The following is a 17,424-nucleotide window of genomic DNA, read 5'->3' as shown; positions in this document are numbered from 1 at the left end:
TCAGCGCGCCGGCGCGCTGCCGAAGCGCCGGCCCAGCCACACCGTGGCCACCACCGCCGCACCGAAGCCCAGGCTGGACGGCGCCACCGGCTGGCCGTGGATGGGCCAGGCAAAGGCCATCGCGAAGAACGGCTGCAGCAGTTGCACCTGGCTGACGCGCACCGCATCACCCTGCGCCAGCGCCCGGTACCAGGCGAAGAAGGCGATCCACATCGAGAACAGGCTGACGTAGGCGAAGCCCAGCCAGGCAGTCCATGGCACGGTGTGCAATGCCGGCTGGTCGGGCCACTGCTGCAGCGCCAGCGGCAAAGTGACCGGCAGCGCGGCCAGCGTCACCCAGCAGATCACCCGCTCGGCGCCCAGCGCCGGCGTGATGCGGGCGCCGGCCACATAACCCACCGATGCCGCCAGCACACCCAGCGCCAGCCAGGCATCGGCCGGTGATGGCTGCCAGCCCAGCCCGGCCCGCTGCGCCCGCCAGAGGCTGAAGGCCACCACCAGCGCGCAACCGGCCACGGCGCACGCCCAGAAGCCGCGACCGACCCGCTGTCGCAGCACCAGCGCCGCCACCGCCGACGTGGCCAGCGGCGCCAGCGCGGTGACCACCGCGGCATGCTGGCTGGTCTCGGTGCGCAGGGCCCAGGCCAGGGTCAGCGGATAGGCCAGCGCATTGCCGGCAGCAGCCACGGCCAGCAGCCACCACTGCGCCAGCGTGGGCCACGGCGCCCGCGCATGCCACAGCCACAGCGCCGACAGCCCGGCCGCCACCACCGCCCGGGCACAGGTGACGAACAGCGGCGTGAACTGCGGTGCGGCGGCGGTGCCGGTGGCCAGCTGGGTCATCGGCAGCGTCATGCCGAACATGGCCATCGCGGCCACGCCCAGCCAGAGGCCGCGGCTGGCAGGCGTCATCAAGGCGTGTGGGCCACCGCGGCCCGCACCCGCGCCACCGCAGCTGGCAGGTCGGCCCAGGGCGGCTGCTGCGGCGCGAAGCGCTGGCGCATCCAGGCGGCCAGCTCCACCAGTTGCCGGTCGTCCAGTGCCTGGCCGAAGGCCGGCATGTGGCCGATGGCCGGGAAGGCCGGCCTCTGCAGGCCCTCGACGATGGTGCGCAGCAGGTTGTCGGGCCGGGTGCTGTGCAGGTTGGCATTCAGCGCCAGCGGCTGGTTCAGCCCCAGCACGGGCGGGCCGTCACCATCATGGTGGCAGGCGCCGCAGGCGGTGGTGAACAGCCGCTGCGCCGGGCCAGGCAGCAGGCCGGGCTGGGCGGCGGCTTGCCGCACCAGCGCCTGGGCATCCACAGCCGGCGCCGGCGGCTGCAATGCCACCAGGTAGTGCGCCATCGCCCGCACGTCGGCCTCATCGGCCTGGGCCAGGGCCTGCACCACCGGCGCCATCGGCCCGCCGGCGATGCCGTGGTGGGCATGGTGGCCGGTGCGCAGGTACTGGGCCATCGCGTCTTCGGTCCAGGGCACCGGGCCGCGGCTGAGCGCGCCCAGCGGCGGCGCCTCCCAGCCGTCGACCAGGGCGCCACCCAGGTAGGCGCTGCGGGCCAGCTCGCCACCCCGCGCATCGCGCGGGGTGTGGCAGGCGGTGCAGTGGCCCAGGCCGTTGACCAGGGCGGCGCCGCGGTTCCACAGCGCACTCTGCCCGGCCACCGGCGCCACCGGGCCGCTCTGGTGGTGCAGCGCGTTCCACAGGCCCATCAGCGGGCGGATGTTGTAGGGGAAGGCCAGGCGTGTCTCGGGCACGGCGTTGACCACCGCCGGCTGGGCCATCAGGTGGGCATAGAGCGCCTGAAGGTCGTCGTCGCTGGCCTGGGTGAAGGCCGTATAGGGGAAGGCCGGGTAGAGGTGGTGGCCGTCGCGCGAGATGCCCTCTCGCATCGCCCGCTGGAAGGCGCTGAAGCTCCAGGCGCCGATGCCGGTGGCCGGATCGGGCGTGAGGTTGGTGCTGTGGATGGTGCCGAAGGGCGTGGCCATCGGCCGGCCGCCGGCGTTGGGCACGCCGCCCTCTGCGGTGTGGCAGGCCACGCAGTTGCCCAGCGCAGCCAGTTGGCGGCCGCGCTCCAGCACTTGCGGGCTGTACAGGCCGGCAGCGCTGGCCTGCACCGGTGCGATGGCGCCCGGCCGCAGGCCCAGCAGCGCAGCGCCCAGGCCCAGCGCCGCAGTGGCAAGGGCGCCGGCGATGGCCCACACCGGCTTGCGGCGGCGCTGCGGATCGGCCACCACGGGCGGCGGTGGTGGCGCCGGAGCGGCCACCGGCGGCGGCGCCGGCAGCGGGTTGATCGCGGCACGCACCACCTCGGGCGTGAACGGCGGGTTACGGAAGCGCACGCCGGTGGCATCGAAGATCGCATTGGCGATGGCCGCGGTGCCGGGCACCGAGGCGGATTCACCAGCACCCAGCGGCGGCTCGCCAGGGCGCGGCATCAGCAGCACCTCGACCACCGGCACCTCGCGGAAGCTGAGGATGGGGTAGCTGCCCCAGTCCCGCGTGGCCACGGTGCCGGTGGTGGTGTCCACCCGCAGTTGCTCCTTCAGCGCCCGGCTGGTGGTCTGCAGCACATTGCCGTGCACCTGCTGTTCCACGCCCTTGGGGTTGACCATCAGGCCGGCGTCGTGGCCCACCACCACCCGGCTGACATGCACCTCGCCGGTGACCTTGTGCACCTGCACATCGGCCACCCAGGCGGCCCAGGCGGCACCGTAGCCGGGAAACTTGCTGTGGATGTAGCGGGCATAGGCCACGCCCTGCCCGCGCAGCCAGTCACCGTCGGGTGGCTGCTGCTGCGGCGCGGTGTGCGGCTTCCAGCCCGCCTTGTCGGCGGTGGCGCGCAGCAGCTCGGCGGCGCGCTGGTCTGGCAGGTGGCGCAGGCGGTAGGCCACCGGGTCGACACCGGCGGCGGTGGCCAGCTCGTCGATGTAGCTCTCGTGGGCAAAGCTGTTGGGCAGGGCCGACACGCCGCGCAGCCAGCTGGCGCGCAGGATGGGCGCCATGTCGTGCACGGTGATGCGCTGGTCGGCATAGGCGTACGGTGGCACCGACGTGCGGTCGCCCATCTCGAAGGCCTGGGCCACCGCCGGCACCGTGCCGGTGAGCAGCAGGGCCAGCGTGGGCGCGCCGTTGCTGGGGTAGCTGGTGGAAAAGTCATAGCCCAGCGGCGTGCCGTCGTCGGCCAGGCCACCGCGCACCGTCATCAGCTGGGCGGCGCCCTTGGGCTCCCAGGCGTGTTCCTGTTCCCGCGTGAGCTGCACCCGCACCGGCGCGCCGGCGGCGCGGGCCAGCAGCAGCGCGTCGGCAGCCACGTCGTCGGCACTGTTGCGGCCGTAGCAGCCCGAGGCTTCCAGCCGCACCACGTCGATGGCGGTGTCGGGCAGGCCGGTCAGCTTGGCCAGGTCGGCCCGCAGCGCATGCGGGTTCTGGGTGCCGGCCCAGACGGTCGCGCGGTCACCATGCCATTCGGCCACCGCGCAGCTGGGGCCGATGGAGGCATGCAGCTGGTAGGGCCAGACGTAGGTGCGCGCAAAGGCGCGGCTGCTGGCGTCGATGGCGGCATCCACGTCGCCGCTCTCGGAGACCACACGCGGCGTGGACGGATGGGCGCTGAGGGCGGCCGCCATGTCGTCCAGCGGCAGTGCGGTGGGCATGTGCGGCTGCCACTGCACCCGCAGCGCGTGCATCGCCGCCTCGGCCTGGTCTTCCCGCTCGGCGACGATGCCGATGAAGTCGCCCTGCACCACCAGCTTCACGATGCCGGGCACCTGGGCGATCGAGGCCTCGTCCACCGCCAGCAGGCTGGTGCCGACGAAGGGGCCGGCGTCCAGCCCGGCATAAGGCGGGCGCACCACCCGGCCGTGCAGCATGCCGGGGCGGCGCACATCGTGCACATAGACCTCGCCACCGGTGGCCTTGGCGGTGAGGTCGACCCGCGGCGCGCTGATGCCGACCACGGTGTACTCGGCCGGCGGCTTGGTGGGCGTGGCCAGGTCGAGCAGCAACTCGGCATGGCTGCCGGCCACCAGCTGGGCCATCGGCAAGCGCTGCCCATCGGGCGCCAGCCAGGCGTCGCCATTGCTGCGCAGCTGGTCGGCCGGCACGCCCCACTGCGCTGCTGCCTGCGCCAGCAGCCAGGCCCGGGCCTGCGCCGCCGCCGCCCGCAGCGGCTGGGCATGCAGCTGCAGCGAGCTGCTGGCGATGGTCGGGCCCTGGTTGGGCGCGCGGGCGGTGTCGCCCAGGAGCACCTGCACGGCAGCCATCGGCAGGCCCAGTTCCTCGGCCACGATCTGGCCGTAGGCGGTGCGGATGCCGGTGCCCAGGTCGACATGGCCGGCCAGCGCGGTGGCGGTCAGCCGGCCGTCGCCCTCGTCGACCAGGGCCAGCAGCACTTCCTGTCCTTCGGCCGGGTTGGCCGGTACCGCCGGCGGCTGGCCCCTGGCGGGCGGCGGCGGTGGCGGTGGATCACGCAGCACCAGCAGCACGCCGGTGGCGGCACGGAAGTCGGCCCGGGTGCGCCAGGCAGCCGCGCGGAAGCTCATGGTGGGGCGCCGGCTGACATCAGATCGGCCGCCCGCTGCACCGCGGCCAGGATCTCGAGGTGCGTGCCGCAACGGCACAAATGGTGCTGCAGTGCTGTGCGGGCCTGGGCATCGGTGGGCCGCGGATGGCGCTGCAACAGCGCCACGGTGGCCATCAGCATGCCGTTGAGGCAGTAGCCGCACTGGGCGGCCTGGGTGTCGATGAAGGCCTGCTGCACCGGGTGCAAGCGCTCGGCCGTGCCCAGGCCTTCCAGCGTGGTGACGGCACGGCCGGCCACGCCATCCAGCGGGATGCTGCAGGACCGCGCGGCCACACCGTCGATCAGCACCGCGCAGGCGCCGCACTCGCCCAGGCCGCAGCCGTACTTGGGGCCGTTCAGGCCCAGGTCGTTGCGCAGCACCTGCAGCAGCGGCACGCGGCCGTCGACCGCCAGCGTCTGCACCCGGCCGTTCACCCGCAGTTCAACGGCCTGAGGCATGGCGGCTTTCGAGACGCTCACATCGACAGGTAGGCCCGACGCACCGCGTCGTCGGCAGCCAGCTCGGCCATGGTGCCGGTGTAGCGGATCTGGCCCTTCTCCAGCACATAGGCGCGGTCGCTGACCAGCTCGGCGAAGTGCATGTTCTGCTCGCACAGCAGGATGCTGACGCCCTGGCGCTTGAGCGCGATGATCATCTGCGCCATCTGCTCGACGATCAGCGGCGCCACGCCCTCGCTGGGCTCATCCAGCAGCACCAGGAAGGGGTTGCCCATCAGCGTGCGGGCGACGGTCAGCATCTGCTGCTCGCCGCCGCTCATGCGGCCGCCGGGGCGGTGCGGCATCTCGCCCAGGTTGGGGAACAGCTGGAACAGCGCCTCCGGCGTCCAGGTGGGCGCTGCGGTGCCATCGGGCCAGGTGCGGGCTGGCTGGCGGCCGACGTCGAGGTTCTCCAGCACCGTCAGGTCGCTGAAGATGCGGCGGTCCTCCGGCACATAGCCCAGGCCGGCGCGGGCGATGGCATGCGGCTCGGCGCGGGCGATGTCGCGGCCCATGAAACTCACCTGCCCGCTGCGCCGCTGCAGCATGCCCATGGTGGCCTTCAGCGTGGTGCTCTTGCCGGCACCGTTGCGGCCCATCAGTGCCACCACCTCGCCGCGGCGCACTTCCAGGCCGACGCCGAAGAGGATCTGCGCGGCACCGTACCAGGCATTCAGGCCGTCGACCTGCAACAACGCATCGGTCATGCGTGCGCCTTCTTCTCGAATGTCTTGCCGGTGCCGAAGTAGACCGCCTGCACCTGCGGGTTGTCGCGGATCTCGGCCGGCGTGCCTTCGGCGATCAGCCGGCCGCGGGCCAGCACGATCAGCCGGTCGGCATAGGCGAAGACCACATCCATGCTGTGCTCGGTGAACAGCACGGCCAGGCCGCGCTGCAGCACCAGCTGCTTGGTCAGGGCCATCAGCTCGTTGCGTTCCTTGGGCGCCATGCCGGCGGTGGGTTCGTCCATCAGCAGCAGCTTCGGTCTGTTGGCCAGGGCGATGGCCAGCTCGACACGCTTGACGTCGCCATAGGCCAGCACGCTGCAGGGCCGGTCGGCCTGGGCGGCCATGCCCACCTGGCGCAGCAGGTCCATGGCCTCGTCGGCCTTGTGGTCGGCCGCGCGGCGCCACAGGCTGAACAGCCGGTTGTCGGCCGAGATCAGCGCCATCTGCACGTTCTCCAGCACCGTCAGCGAGGCGAAGGTCTCGGCGATCTGGAAGGTGCGGCCCACGCCCTGCTTCCAGATCTGCCGCGGCTTCAGACCGGTCAGCTCCTGGCCGGCCAGGGTGATGCTGCCGCTGTCGGCCGCCAGCTGGCCGTTGACCATGTTGAAGGTGGTGCTCTTGCCGGCGCCGTTGGGCCCGATCAACGCCAGCAGCTCGCCAGGCGCCACGCTGAAGCTGACGCCATCGACCGCCACGTTGCCGCCGAAGCGCTTGCCCAGGTTGGTGACATTCAGAAGGCTCATCACACGGCCTTCCGGCGGTCGAACAGCTGGCCCACGAACCCGGCGATGCCTTGCGGGAAGGCCAGCACCAGCAGCAGGATGATGCCGCCCAGCAACGCGCGCCAGTAGTCGGTGCTGCGGGCCACGGTGTCCTGCAGCCAGGTGAAGCTGACGGCGCCGACCACCGGGCCGGTCAACGTCTGCACGCCGCCCAGCAGCACCATCACCAGGCCGTCGACGCTCTTGCCCACGGCCATGCTGTCGGGCGAGATGCTGCCCTTGCTGAAGGCGTACAGGCTGCCCGCCAGGCCGGCGGCCACCGCCGCCAGCACGAAGGCCAGCCACTGGATCTGCTTGATGTCGATGCCGATGGCATCGGCCCGCAGCGGCGAATCGCGCCCGGCGCGCATGGCCAGGCCGAAGGGCGAGAACAGCACCCGGCGCAGCGCCAGCACACCACCAGCCACCAGCACCAGCGTGGCGAAGTAGTAGGCCGTCTTGTCGGTCAGCCATTCAGCCGGCCACACGCCGGTGAGGCCGTTGCTGCCGCCGGTGAAGTCGTCCCACTGGAAGGTGATGGACCAGACGATCTGGGCGAACGCCAGCGTCAGCATCGCCAGGTACACACCCGACAGCCGCACGCAGAACCAGCCGAACACCACCGCCCCCAGGCCGGCCACCAGCGGCGCGCCCAGCAGCGCGGCCTCCATCGGCCAGCCGGCCTTCAGCATCAGCAGCGCGGCGGCATAGGCGCCCAAGCCGAAGTAGGCCGCATGGCCGAAGCTGTGCATGCCCGCCGGGCCCATGATGAAGTGCAGGCTGGCGGCGAACAGCGCGGCCGTCAGCAGGTCGATGGCCAGCACGGTGACGTACGGGCTGCCGGCAGTGGCCACCGGCAGCGCCACCAGGGCGATGGCCAGCGCGGCGGCGGCCATCAGCAGCGGCTTGCCGGCGGCGCGCAGCGGCGGCTCCACCGCCGCGTTGTTGCGGGTGGCCGCCTGTGGCCTGCCCAGCAGGCCCCAGGGCCGCCACACCAGCACCACCGCCATCACCAGGAACTCGGCGACCAGGGTGAGCTTGCTGAAGTTGAACTCGATGCCGAAGGCGCTGACATTGCCGATGCCGACGCACAGCGCCTTGATCTCGGCGATCAGCAGCGCGGCCACATAGGCGCCGGGGATCGAGCCCATGCCGCCGACCACCACCACCACGAAGGCATCGCCGATGGTCAGCAGATCCAGGTTGAGCGAGGCCGGCTCACGCGGCAGCTGCAGCGCGCCGCCCAGGCCGGCCAGCATCGCGCCCAGCGCGAACACGCTGGTGAACAGCCAGGCCTGGTTGACGCCCAGCGCGCCGACCATCTCGCGGTCCTGCGTGGCGGCACGCACCAGCGTGCCCCAGCGGGTGCGGGTGAGCAGCAGCCACAGCAGGCCCAGCACGGCCGGGCCCACCACGATCAGGAACAGGTCGTAGGTGGGGAAGCGCCGCCCCAGGATGTCGACCGAGCCCTGCAGGCCCGGCGCCCGAGGGCCCAGCAGGTCTTCCGCCCCCCACAGCCACAGCGCCGCGTCCTTGATCACCAGCACCAGGGCAAAGGTGGCCAGCAGCTGGAACAGCTCGGGCGCGCGGTAGATGCGGCGCAGCAGCAACACCTCCACCGCCGCGCCGATGGCGCCCACCGCCAGCGCCGACAGCAGCAGCGCCGGCCAGAAGCCCAGGCCAGCGCCCAGCTTCTCCACCAGCGTGTACGCGATGTACACGCCCAGCATGAAGAACGAGCCGTGGGCGAAGTTGACGATGCGGGTGACGCCGAAGATCAGCGACAGGCCCGCAGCCACCAGGAACAGCGACGAGGCACCGGCCAGCCCGTTGAGCAGCTGGACGATGAAAGCTGAAAAGGTCATGAACGCGGCGTGATCACGTTGGCAGAACTTCTGGATGCCGACCAACCCAGCGGCAGCCGCGGAACCGGCTTCGCCGGGCCGCTGGGTGCGCCCCCCTGGGGGGGAGCGCCGCAGGCGCTTCGGGGGGGGTCATTCAGCCGGGCGGAGCTTCTTGACCTCTGCATCCGTCGGCTGGAACTTGGCGCCGTCGAGGTAGACGTAGTCGACCATCGTGCCGCGGCCCTTGTCGTTCTTGGTCTTGCCGACAAAGGCGCCCATGGTGCTCTGGTTGTCCTGCGGGCGGTACACCGCCTTGCCGAACGGCGTCATCAGCTCCAGGCCCTTGAAGGCGGCGATCAGCTTCTCGGTGTCGGTGCTCTTGGCCTTGGTGATGCCGGCGGCCAGGCTCTTGATGGCCGAATAGCCCACCACCGAGCCCAGGCGCGGGTAGTCGTTGAACTTGCGGTGGTAGGCCAGGTAGAAGGCCTTGTGCTCCGGCGTCTGGATGCCGTACCAGGGGTAGCCGGTGACGATCCAGCCATTGGGTGTCTCGTCCTTCAGCGGATCCAGATACTCCGGCTCACCGGTCAGCATGCTGACCACCTCGCGGCCCTGGAACAGGCCGCGGGTGTTGCCCTCGCGCACGAACTTGGCCAGGTCGGCGCCGAACAGCACGTTCATGATCGCATCGGGCTTGGCGTCGGCCAGGGCCTGCACCACGCTGCCGGCGTCCAGCTTGCCCAGCGGCGGCGCCTGCTCGGCGACGAACTCCACATCCGGCTGGGCCGCCTTCAGCAGTTGCTTGAAGGTGGCCGCGGCGCTCTGGCCGTATTCGTAGTTGGGGTAGACGATGGCCCAGCGCTTCTTCTTCAGTTTGGCAGCTTCAGGCACCAGCATGGCCGACTGCATGTAGGTGCTGGGCCGCAGCCGGTAGGTGTAGCGGTTGCCGTTCTGCCAGACGATCTTGTCGGTCAGCGGCTCGCTGGCCAGGTAGAAGAACTTCTTCTGCTTGGCGAAATCGGTCAGCGCCAGGCCGATGTTGCTGAGGAACGCGCCGGTCAGCACGTCCACCTTCTCGCGCGAGACCAGCTCTTCGGCGGCGCGCACCGCATCACCCGGGTTGCCGTTGTCGTCACGGGTGATCAGTTCCACCTTGCGGCCCAGCAGGCCGCCGGCGGCGTTGATCTCCTCGACGGCCAGCTCCATGCCCTTCTTGTAGGGCTCCAGGAAGGCGGGCTGCACCTTGTAGCTGTTGACCTCGCCGATCTTGATCGGTCCGCCCTGGGCCTGGGCGCCGGTGGACGCCAGGCCGGCGGTCAGGGTGGCCAGGGCAGCCAGGAAGTGCTTGCGGTTCATGCGGGGGTCCTCGACGGAGTGGAAACGGGTGGAACGATAACGGCTAGCGCAGGCCGTCCTGGCCGATGACCTCATGCGCCTGCAGGCCACCAACGCGGGGCAGCGGCCGGCCGCTGTCGGTGACAGCCACCGCCACCACGATCTCGTTGGCGCGGGGGGCATCGGCCACGCGGGCCTCGATGGCATCGAAGTGGCTGCGCACGAAGGCGGCATCCTTGTGGCCCAGCGGCACGTCCACCGCGGTGCCCACGCCGCCCTGCTTCTTGGCGCTGGGCACCAGGGCGGCGCCCTTCTCCACCGCCTTGCGCAGCGGCGCGCCGAGCTTGGGGTGCAGGATGGCGGCGGCATGCTCCAGCTCGCCGGCCTCGCCGACGATGGCGGCCTTGCCGTAGCTCTGCGCCTGGCCGGGCTGGATGCCCAGGGCCTGCACGCATTTGTCACCCAGCAGCGCGCCCAGTTCCTCGCCGATGGCGATCAGCGCATCGAGGTTGTCTTCATAGCGGCCAGCGAACGGGTTGGTGATCACCGCCATCGCCAGCGCGCGGCGGGTGGGCGGGTTCACGTCGCGGCCCATCTCGCGGCGGGTTTCGTCGACCTGGACAATCAGCTTGCGGATCTCGGCGGGCATGGCTTGCTCTCCTGGTGATATTCAGCGTTGTCCATCCCACTTGGCGATGGCGTCGGCCGCCAGGCCGCCGACCCGGGCATGCACCCGCGCGCCGCAGCTCATCGCCAGGATCACGACCAGCTCGTCGGGCTTGGGCGCGCCGGGCACACGCACTTCCATCGCGTCGAAATGGCTGCGCACATAGCTGGCGTTGATGTGGGTCAGCGGCACGTCCAGCGCGGTGCCGGGCGCGCCCACCTTCTTGGTGCTGGGCACGATGGCCAGCGCGTTGCCGCTCTGGCCGCTGCTGCCTTCGCCACGCTTGTAGGCCGCGGCGTCGCCCTTCCAGCCCAGCAGCTCGCGCATGGCATAGCCGCCGGGCACATGCCACAGCGCACCGTGCTCCAGTTCACCCGCGGCGCCGATGATCGCGCCCTTGCCGTAGCCCTGGATCGCCTCCACCGGCACCGCCATGGCGGCCAGCAGGCGGCGCGCCATGTCCAGGCCCACGCGGTTCAGCGCCTCCATCATCGGCAGGATGTCGGGCTCGTAGCGACCGGCATACGGGTTGGTCAGCACCGCGGCGATGGCGCCGCGCCGCAGCGGCTGCGCGGCGCGTGGACCGCCTTCATGGTGGATGTCTTCCACCTGGGTGAAGACACGTCGAATGTCGATGAGGTTCATGGCTGCAATTCGTTTAGCAATTACTACACCAACTCTAGCGCGCCCACCGGCGCCAGCCGAGCGAGAGAACCCTGACAGGCCAGCAGCGCCGCCTGCACCAGGCCCTGCGCCTGCAGCCGCTGCGCCAGTTGCAGGCCGGCCTGCAAGGCCTGCTGCACCGCAGCGGCCGGCAAGGGCGGCACGGCCACGGTGACCAGCCGCTCGCCCAGGTCGCTGTCGTCGCGCAGGCTGCTGGCGGGCGCACGCTGGATGCGGGCATCGTCCAGATTGACCGCATTGGCGATCACCGTGGCGGCGGCATCGGCCTGCGCCGCGGTGGCCGCCAGCACCGTCACGCTGTCGGCGATGCCCAGCGAGTGGCTGCGGCCGCGCCAGCCGCTGGTGGCCACGCCCCGCACCAGGCTGGCGTGCGCCACGGTGAAGCCCGCATCGGTGCGCAGCGTCCCCGCCGCGGTGCGCGCCAGGGCATCGGCATCAAAACGCGACAGGTCAGCCACCAGCCCCACCCGGGCCGACTGGCCGGGCGCCAGGTGCAGCGCGATGTCGCCGCCGTTGTTCACCCAGGCGCGGGTGATGCCCGGCCGCTGGTAGGCGGTGATCAATTCCTGCGCCACCGCACCGGCCACGGCAGCCATCGGCGTGAGGAAGCCGTCGGCCGCAGCGCGCAGCGGCGCACAGGCGGCCCACATGCGCCGCGCCACAGCACCCTGCAACGGGTTGGTGCCTGCTGCGGCCACCGGCTGGCGCAGCAATGGCAGCTCGGCCACCAGATCGGTCAGCAGCGGCTGGAAGCAGGCCCAGGCAGCTGCATGCGCCGCGGCCACCGCATCGGCGGCGCCTTCGGCGGCGATCACGATGTCGATCGGGCCATGCTGGAAGTGCCAGCGCCCGCCTGGCAGCACTGCGCGTTGCGCCTGCCACATCGGCATCAGCCCAGCAGCGGGGCGCGCCCCAGCGGCCAGGGGTTGGCCGGTGCCGCATCGGCGATGCGGCGGGCCACGGGTGCCCCATCGCCATGCCACGCACCGGTGGCCAGCGTCTGTCCCAGCGTGCGCACATAGGCCATGTGGCCGCCCAGGCGCTGGTAGTCGCCCAGCCGCATGCTGAACTCGATCGGCGCCACGATGGCCGGCGTGGGCACGGTGCCGAAGCTGTGGGCCGGCATGCGCAGCACATCCACCATCACGGTGATGCCGCCGCCGGGCCACACATAGGCCGGCGCGCCGCCGCAGGTCACGTTGACCAGGCTCTGCTTGATGGCTTGCGTGAGGCGCACCGGGTTGTCGGTCACGCCGGCGCGCAGGCTGCCGCCCGCGCCGGCGAGGAACAGCACGGTGCACAGCGCCGGCTCGCAGTTCTCGCCGATGCGGTCGACGATGGCCTGCACCGCCGCCGGCATGGCCGCGGGCTGCGGCTGCAGCGCCGCGTCCAGCTCGAACCAGGCCGCATGCTCGCCGGTGGTGCTGACCATCAGCAGGCGCTGGCCCGGCCAGGCTTCGTCGGCATCCCAGGGCTCCAGGATCGACAGCGGGTCGGCGATGTCGGTGCCGCCCCAGCCGGTGCCGGGGTTGGCCACCTGGAAGTAGCGGCCCGGCGTGCTCTTGCGGCCACGGATCTTCAGGCCCGACGGCCTCAGGCTGAGGCAGCGGCCGGCCTGGTGCTCGGTGAGCACGCCGGTGATGTGGTCGTCGACCACCACCACCTCGTCCACCAGCCCGGCGAACTGCTGGGCGAAGATGCCGATGGTGGCCGAGCCGCAACCCAGCCGCATGCGCTGCTCGGGCACGCCGTTGACGATGGGCGGCTGGCCGGCCTGCACCCGCACCTGGGCGCCGCCGTCGATGCTGAGATCCACCGCCTGGTGGTTGCCCATCGCGCACAGCATGTCGACGGTGACGCGGCCTTCCTTCTTGCTGCCGCCGGTGATGTGGTGCACACCGCCCAGGCTCAGCATCTGGCTGCCGTACTCGGCGGTGGTGACATGGCCCACCACCTCGCCGTTGCAGCGCACGTTGGCCTGCTCGGGGCCCAGCCAGCGGTCGGTGTCGATCTTCAGCTTCAGGCTGCAGTAGCTGAAGATGCCCTCGGTGACCACGGTCACCATGTCCACACCCTGCAGCTGGCTGGACACGATGAACGGCGCCGGCTTGTAGTCGGGGTAGGTGGTGCCGGCACCCACCGCGGTGACGAACAGCGACGGGGCATCGGCATCCAGTGCCTCGGCCGGCGCGCCCTGCGGCAGGAAGGGCACCAGATCGGCTGAAGCAGCATCACCGGCCGCGGCATCCAACCGCTGGCGCACGAGCAGCACCGGGTCCACGCGCACCAGGGTGCCGCCGTGGTTGGCATAGCGGTCGCAGGCGCCCACCTTGCCCTCGCTGATCTGGCACAGCACCGGGCAGGCATTGCATTCGATCTTGTGCGCGGCCATGCGCTGGTTGCGTGGCGCGGCACGCCAGTCGGCCACCGGGGCCGCCGGCGCCACCGCCAACGATTCACCCAGACCATCGGTCTTGGTGTGCTCATGCTCCGACATGCCTGCCCTCCGGCTGATCCACGACAAGCCCCTGCAACCCTTCATCCCAGGGACAACCCGGTGCCTGAGGCACAATGCGGGCCAGCTCGGCAGGCCGGAAATTCATGTAGTGCCTGCTAAACCAATGTGTAGCCGATGCTACATTCAGGCCGCAGGCCATGCAAGCGCAGCGGGGGGCGTCCACCGCCGCGCCGGCCTGGTGCCCGGACCGCACCCTTTCCGAACACTGCCGCACCACCATGAGCGCCTTCAACGAAGAAACCGTCCTCACCGTCCACCACTGGACCGACCGGTTGTTCAGCTTCACCACCACCCGCGGCACCACGCTGCGGTTCAAGAACGGCCATTTCACGATGATCGGCCTGCGGGTGGACGGCAAGCCGCTGCTGCGTGCCTACAGCGTGGTCAGCGCCAACTACGAAGAGACGCTGGAGTTCCTCAGCATCAAGGTGCAGGACGGCCCGCTGACCAGCCGGCTGCAGCACATCCAGCCAGGCGACAAGGTCATCGTCGGCAACAAGCCCACCGGCACGCTGCTGATCGACTACCTGCTGCCGGCCAAGCGCCTGTACCTGATGGGCAGCGGCACCGGCCTGGCGCCGTTCATGAGCATCATCCGCGACCCCGAGACCTATGAGAAGTTCGAGCAGGTGGTGCTGGTGCACGGCGTGCGCCAGGTCAACGAGCTGGCCTACCACGACTACATCACGCAGGAACTGCCCAAGCACGAGTTCCTGGGCGAGATGATCAGCCAGCAGCTGCTGTACTACCCCACGGTCACCCGCGAGACCTACCGCAACATGGGCCGCATCACCGATCTGCTCGACAGCGGCAAGATGTTCAGCGACCTCGGCCTGCCCAACATCAACCCGGCCGAAGACCGGGTGATGATCTGCGGCAGCCCGGCGCTGCTGAAGGACCTGAAGGCCCTGCTGGAAGCCCGCCACTTCAAGGAAGGCAACACCACCACGCCCGGCGAGTACGTGATCGAGCGCGCCTTCGTCGAGCAGTGAGACCCGCCGGCCCGCGCTGACCGCATGGCCACCGCCGCCCGGAAGAAGCCCGCTGCCCGGCCCGCCCGGGCCGATGGCAGCCGCGCACCCGGCGTGCGTGCGCTGGCCGCGCAGGCCACCCGTGATGCCATCCTGCGCGCGGCCACCAAGGTGTTCGCCCGCCACGGCTTTGCCGGTGGCCGCGTCGAGCAGATCAGCAAGGCGGCCAAGTCCTACGACCGGATGATCTACTACTACTTCGGCAGCAAGGAAGGGTTGTTCATCGCGGTCATCGAGGACACCTACCGCCGCTTCAACGAGGCCGAGCAGGGCCTGGTGCTGGACACCACGCAGCCGCTGGCCGCGCTGGACGCGATGATCCGCTTCGTCTGGACCTACTACCAGAAGAACCCCGAGTTCATCACCTTGCTCAACAGCGAGAACCTGCTGCGCGGCAAGCACATCGCCAAGAGCGTGCGGGCCAAGGACTATTCGTCCCCCGCCCTGGCCATCACCGACAGCGTGCTGCAGGCCGGCATCGCCCAGGGCCTGTTCCGGCCCACGCTGAACGCGCGCGACGTGTACCTGATGATCGCGTCGATGGCCTACTTCTACCTCAGCAACCGCTTCACGCTGAGCTCCTTCCTGGGCGAGAACCTGGAGGCGCCCACCGCACTGGCGCACTGGGAGGCGTTCGTCATCGACGCGGTGCGCCGCGCCGTCTGCCTGTCGCCGCCTGCCACCTGAGCGCTTGAGCAGGCACGCCGCTTCATGTAGCCTTTGCTACATCAACTTTCGGAGCGCAGCGATGGCAGATGTGGCAGCAGGTGGCAAGTCGGGCAAGGTGGTGATCCGCAACATCGGGCTGCTGCTGTCAGGTGATCTGGAGCGGCCGATCCTGGACGCCGACACCATCGTGGTGGTCGACGGCATCATCACCCAGGTGGGCCGCGAGAAGGACTGCGACACCGCCCTTCCCACCACCCTGATCGACGCCCGCGGCACCTGTGTGGCGCCGGGCCTGATCGACAGCCATGTGCACCCGGTCTTCGGCGACTGGACACCGCGGCAGAACCAGATCGGCTGGATCGACAGCACCATGCACGGCGGCGTGACGACGATGATCTCCGCCGGTGAGGTGCACCTGCCCGGTCGGCCCAAGGACATCGTCGGCCTGAAGGCCCTGGCCATCACCGCCCAGCGCGCCTTCGACAACTTCCGCCCCGGCGGCGTGAAGGTGCTGGCCGGCGCGCCCGTCATCGAGAAGGGCATGGTCGAGGGCGACTTCGCCGAGCTGGCCGCCGCCGGCGTCAAGCTGCTGGGCGAAGTGGGCCTGGGCTCGGTCAAGGCCGGCTACGAAGCGAAGGAGATGGTGGCCTGGGCGCGCAAGCATGGCATCCAGAGCACCATCCACACCGGTGGGCCCAGCATCCCCGGCTCGGGCCTGATCGACAAGGACGTGGTGCTGGAGGCCGATGCCGACGTCATCGGCCACATCAACGGCGGCCACACCAGCCTGCCCGAGCGGGATGTGTGCGACCTGTGCGAGAAGAGCCCGCGCGCCATCGAGATCGTGCACAACGGCAACGAGAAGGTGGCCATCGCCGCGGCCCAGGCCGCCATGCAGCTGAAATGCCCGCACCGGGTGATCCTGGGCACCGACGGGCCGGCCGGCTCGGGCGTGCAGCCCCTGGGCATGCTGCGGATGATCGCCCTGCTCTCGTCGCTGGGCAACATCCCGGCCGAGCTGGTGTTCTGCTTCGCCACCGGCAACACCGCCCGGCTGCGCAGCCTGAACTGCGGCCTGATCGAGCCCGGCCGCGATGCCGATTTCGTCTTCCTCGACCGCGCCCAGCACACCGCCGGCCGCACGCTGCTGGAGAGCGTGCAGCTCGGCGACATCCCGGGCGTGGGCATGGTGGTGATCGACGGCATCGTGCGCTGCGGCCGCAGCCGCAACACGCCGCCAGCGGCGGAGGTGCCGGTGGTGGTCGGCCACTGACCGGGCGCCGGGCAGGCGCTCAAGTTCGGCACGTCAGGGCCGAAACCTCCTGCAGCAGTCCCACCGCATGGTCGCGATCAGCCGGATCCACCGGAGACTGCAGCGGCCAGCGCCCCATCCTCTGCAGGAGCCCTGTCCATGAAGCCATCCAGTCGTCGCAGTTTCGTCATCCACGTGGCCGCCGCCGGCGGTGCCCTCGCCTGCGGCCGCGCCATGGCCGCCCCGAAGCGGTTCGAGGAGAGCGAGGCCAAGGCCGTGTCGCTCGGCTACAAGCATGATTCGGCGCAGGTCGACAAGGCCCGCTTCCCCAAGCACACGCCGGCGGAGAAGTGCAACAACTGCATGGCCTGGCTGGGCAAGCCGACGGATGCCTGGGCCGAGTGCGACCTGACCGCCGACCGCCTGGTGGCCAATGGCGGCTGGTGCAGCTCCTACGTCAAGACCTGATCCAGCGCCGCCGGCCCGCGCTCAGGGCCGCTGGGTGGCGGGTGCCGCACCTGCCGCGAGGCGGCTGCTGCGCACCCAGCCGGTGGCCTCGCCGCCAGTGCGCGGGTTGCGGTACCACACCGCCGTGAAGCCACCCAGTTCACGGTCGGCCTCCACCGGCTCGCCCGGCAGGATGAACACGCCCTGCATGCGGCAATTGGCATCGGGCGCGGCGTGGAACTGCAGCCGTCCGCTGCCGGTGACCTGCTGGCCGGCCGCGGCCGCCGGCACCGGCTTGCCCTTCTCCAGCGCCACCAGCGCCAGCTGGATGCAGTCGGCATCGGCCACCAGCGTGGCGGTGGCGGCGGCGATCTCGGCCGCGGGCTGACCGCTGGCCGGCGCCGGCGCGCGCGGCGGCGCGGCGGCCACGGC

General features: G+C 70.9%; 15 protein-coding genes and 1 pseudogene. 4 read left to right on the top strand and 12 right to left on the bottom strand.

Annotation, left to right across the window (positions count from 1 at the left end):
* From FFT10_RS19735 to FFT10_RS19685, 11 genes are all read right to left on the bottom strand, one after another.
* The gene (locus FFT10_RS19735) at positions 1 to 912 is read right to left on the bottom strand and encodes a DMT family transporter (protein ID WP_137734588.1); all 912 of its coding nucleotides are present in this window, start codon (positions 910 to 912) and stop codon (positions 1 to 3) included.
* The gene (locus tag FFT10_RS19730; RefSeq protein ID WP_137734587.1) at positions 912 to 4,538 is read right to left on the bottom strand and encodes a molybdopterin cofactor-binding domain-containing protein; all 3,627 of its coding nucleotides are present in this window, start codon (positions 4,536 to 4,538) and stop codon (positions 912 to 914) included. The genes FFT10_RS19735 and FFT10_RS19730 overlap by 1 nt, the downstream gene beginning before the upstream one ends.
* Positions 4,535 to 5,017, bottom strand: a complete 483-nt coding sequence (locus FFT10_RS19725) for a (2Fe-2S)-binding protein (protein WP_137734586.1) — start codon at positions 5,015 to 5,017, stop codon at positions 4,535 to 4,537. The genes FFT10_RS19730 and FFT10_RS19725 overlap by 4 nt, the downstream gene beginning before the upstream one ends.
* Positions 5,018 to 5,034: 17 nt before the next feature.
* Positions 5,035 to 5,763 (bottom strand): ABC transporter ATP-binding protein, encoded by a 729-nt coding sequence (locus FFT10_RS19720; protein ID WP_137734585.1) that lies wholly within the window; start codon positions 5,761 to 5,763, stop codon positions 5,035 to 5,037.
* Positions 5,760 to 6,527 carry an ABC transporter ATP-binding protein gene (locus FFT10_RS19715; protein WP_137734584.1) on the bottom strand — a complete coding sequence of 256 codons (768 nt, stop codon included), beginning with the start codon at positions 6,525 to 6,527 and terminating at the stop codon, positions 5,760 to 5,762. The genes FFT10_RS19720 and FFT10_RS19715 overlap by 4 nt, the downstream gene beginning before the upstream one ends.
* Positions 6,527 to 8,410 carry an ABC transporter permease gene (locus FFT10_RS19710; protein WP_137734583.1) on the bottom strand — a complete coding sequence of 628 codons (1,884 nt, stop codon included), beginning with the start codon at positions 8,408 to 8,410 and terminating at the stop codon, positions 6,527 to 6,529. The genes FFT10_RS19715 and FFT10_RS19710 overlap by 1 nt, the downstream gene beginning before the upstream one ends.
* Positions 8,411 to 8,539: 129 nt before the next feature.
* On the bottom strand, positions 8,540 to 9,745 hold the full coding sequence (locus tag FFT10_RS19705) for an ABC transporter substrate-binding protein (protein ID WP_137734582.1): 1,206 nt from the start codon (positions 9,743 to 9,745) through the stop codon (positions 8,540 to 8,542).
* A gap of 43 nt (positions 9,746 to 9,788) precedes the next feature.
* Positions 9,789 to 10,373: an amino acid synthesis family protein gene (locus tag FFT10_RS19700; RefSeq protein WP_137734581.1), complete on the bottom strand. Its 585-nt coding sequence runs from the start codon at positions 10,371 to 10,373 to the stop codon at positions 9,789 to 9,791.
* Between the two features lie 21 nt (positions 10,374 to 10,394).
* Complete coding sequence (locus tag FFT10_RS19695; protein ID WP_137734580.1) at positions 10,395 to 11,036, bottom strand: amino acid synthesis family protein; 642 nt, start codon at positions 11,034 to 11,036, stop codon at positions 10,395 to 10,397.
* Positions 11,037 to 11,059: 23 nt separating this feature from the next.
* Positions 11,060 to 11,965 (bottom strand): UPF0280 family protein, encoded by a 906-nt coding sequence (locus FFT10_RS19690; RefSeq protein WP_137734579.1) that lies wholly within the window; start codon positions 11,963 to 11,965, stop codon positions 11,060 to 11,062.
* Positions 11,965 to 13,572, bottom strand: coding sequence for a 6-hydroxynicotinate reductase (locus FFT10_RS19685; RefSeq protein WP_137734578.1), 1,608 nt, complete (start codon positions 13,570 to 13,572; stop codon positions 11,965 to 11,967). Before FFT10_RS19685 ends, FFT10_RS19690 begins: the two co-directional genes overlap by 1 nt.
* 239 nt (positions 13,573 to 13,811) lie before the next feature.
* Between FFT10_RS19685 and FFT10_RS19680 the strand changes: the two genes are divergently transcribed.
* The 4 genes from FFT10_RS19680 (at position 13,812) to FFT10_RS19665 (ending at position 17,013) form a co-directional block, all read left to right on the top strand.
* Positions 13,812 to 14,585, top strand: coding sequence for a ferredoxin--NADP reductase (locus FFT10_RS19680; protein WP_137734577.1), 774 nt, complete (start codon positions 13,812 to 13,814; stop codon positions 14,583 to 14,585).
* A gap of 24 nt (positions 14,586 to 14,609) precedes the next feature.
* Complete coding sequence (locus FFT10_RS19675) at positions 14,610 to 15,311, top strand: TetR family transcriptional regulator (RefSeq protein WP_137734576.1); 702 nt, start codon at positions 14,610 to 14,612, stop codon at positions 15,309 to 15,311.
* 61 nt (positions 15,312 to 15,372) lie between these two features.
* Entirely contained in the window at positions 15,373 to 16,566 is a 1,194-nt protein-coding gene (locus FFT10_RS19670; protein WP_137734575.1) for an amidohydrolase family protein, read from the top strand.
* Between the two features lie 138 nt (positions 16,567 to 16,704).
* Positions 16,705 to 17,013 carry a high-potential iron-sulfur protein gene (locus FFT10_RS19665; RefSeq protein WP_228027197.1) on the top strand — a complete coding sequence of 103 codons (309 nt, stop codon included), beginning with the start codon at positions 16,705 to 16,707 and terminating at the stop codon, positions 17,011 to 17,013.
* 21 nt (positions 17,014 to 17,034) lie between these two features.
* Here FFT10_RS19665 and FFT10_RS27805 read toward each other — a convergent pair.
* A pseudogene (locus FFT10_RS27805) lies at positions 17,035 to 17,424 on the bottom strand (hypothetical protein); the annotation flags it as partial.

This window comes from Pseudaquabacterium pictum (genome assembly GCF_005403045.1).
Classification (GTDB): Bacteria; Pseudomonadota; Gammaproteobacteria; order Burkholderiales; family Burkholderiaceae_C; genus Pseudaquabacterium; species Pseudaquabacterium pictum.
The sequence above is the reverse complement of the archived record's forward strand: the minus strand, read 5'-3'. Positions and strand labels throughout refer to the sequence as shown.

Coding starts and splice junctions, on each gene's coding strand:
- FFT10_RS19705 (WP_137734582.1), bottom strand. CDS start 9,745: ATGAACCGCAAGCACTTCCTGGCTGCCCTGGCCACCCTGACCGCCGGC.
- FFT10_RS19710 (WP_137734583.1), bottom strand. CDS start 8,410: ATGACCTTTTCAGCTTTCATCGTCCAGCTGCTCAACGGGCTGGCCGGT.
- FFT10_RS19715 (WP_137734584.1), bottom strand. CDS start 6,527: ATGAGCCTTCTGAATGTCACCAACCTGGGCAAGCGCTTCGGCGGCAAC.
- FFT10_RS19735 (WP_137734588.1), bottom strand. CDS start 912: ATGACGCCTGCCAGCCGCGGCCTCTGGCTGGGCGTGGCCGCGATGGCC.
- FFT10_RS19685 (WP_137734578.1), bottom strand. CDS start 13,572: ATGTCGGAGCATGAGCACACCAAGACCGATGGTCTGGGTGAATCGTTG.
- FFT10_RS19680 (WP_137734577.1), top strand. CDS start 13,812: ATGAGCGCCTTCAACGAAGAAACCGTCCTCACCGTCCACCACTGGACC.
- FFT10_RS19725 (WP_137734586.1), bottom strand. CDS start 5,017: ATGCCTCAGGCCGTTGAACTGCGGGTGAACGGCCGGGTGCAGACGCTG.
- FFT10_RS19700 (WP_137734581.1), bottom strand. CDS start 10,373: ATGCCCGCCGAGATCCGCAAGCTGATTGTCCAGGTCGACGAAACCCGC.
- FFT10_RS19720 (WP_137734585.1), bottom strand. CDS start 5,763: ATGACCGATGCGTTGTTGCAGGTCGACGGCCTGAATGCCTGGTACGGT.
- FFT10_RS19670 (WP_137734575.1), top strand. CDS start 15,373: ATGGCAGATGTGGCAGCAGGTGGCAAGTCGGGCAAGGTGGTGATCCGC.
- FFT10_RS19675 (WP_137734576.1), top strand. CDS start 14,610: ATGGCCACCGCCGCCCGGAAGAAGCCCGCTGCCCGGCCCGCCCGGGCC.
- FFT10_RS19730 (WP_137734587.1), bottom strand. CDS start 4,538: ATGAGCTTCCGCGCGGCTGCCTGGCGCACCCGGGCCGACTTCCGTGCC.
- FFT10_RS19690 (WP_137734579.1), bottom strand. CDS start 11,965: ATGCCGATGTGGCAGGCGCAACGCGCAGTGCTGCCAGGCGGGCGCTGG.
- FFT10_RS19665 (WP_228027197.1), top strand. CDS start 16,705: ATGAAGCCATCCAGTCGTCGCAGTTTCGTCATCCACGTGGCCGCCGCC.
- FFT10_RS19695 (WP_137734580.1), bottom strand. CDS start 11,036: ATGAACCTCATCGACATTCGACGTGTCTTCACCCAGGTGGAAGACATC.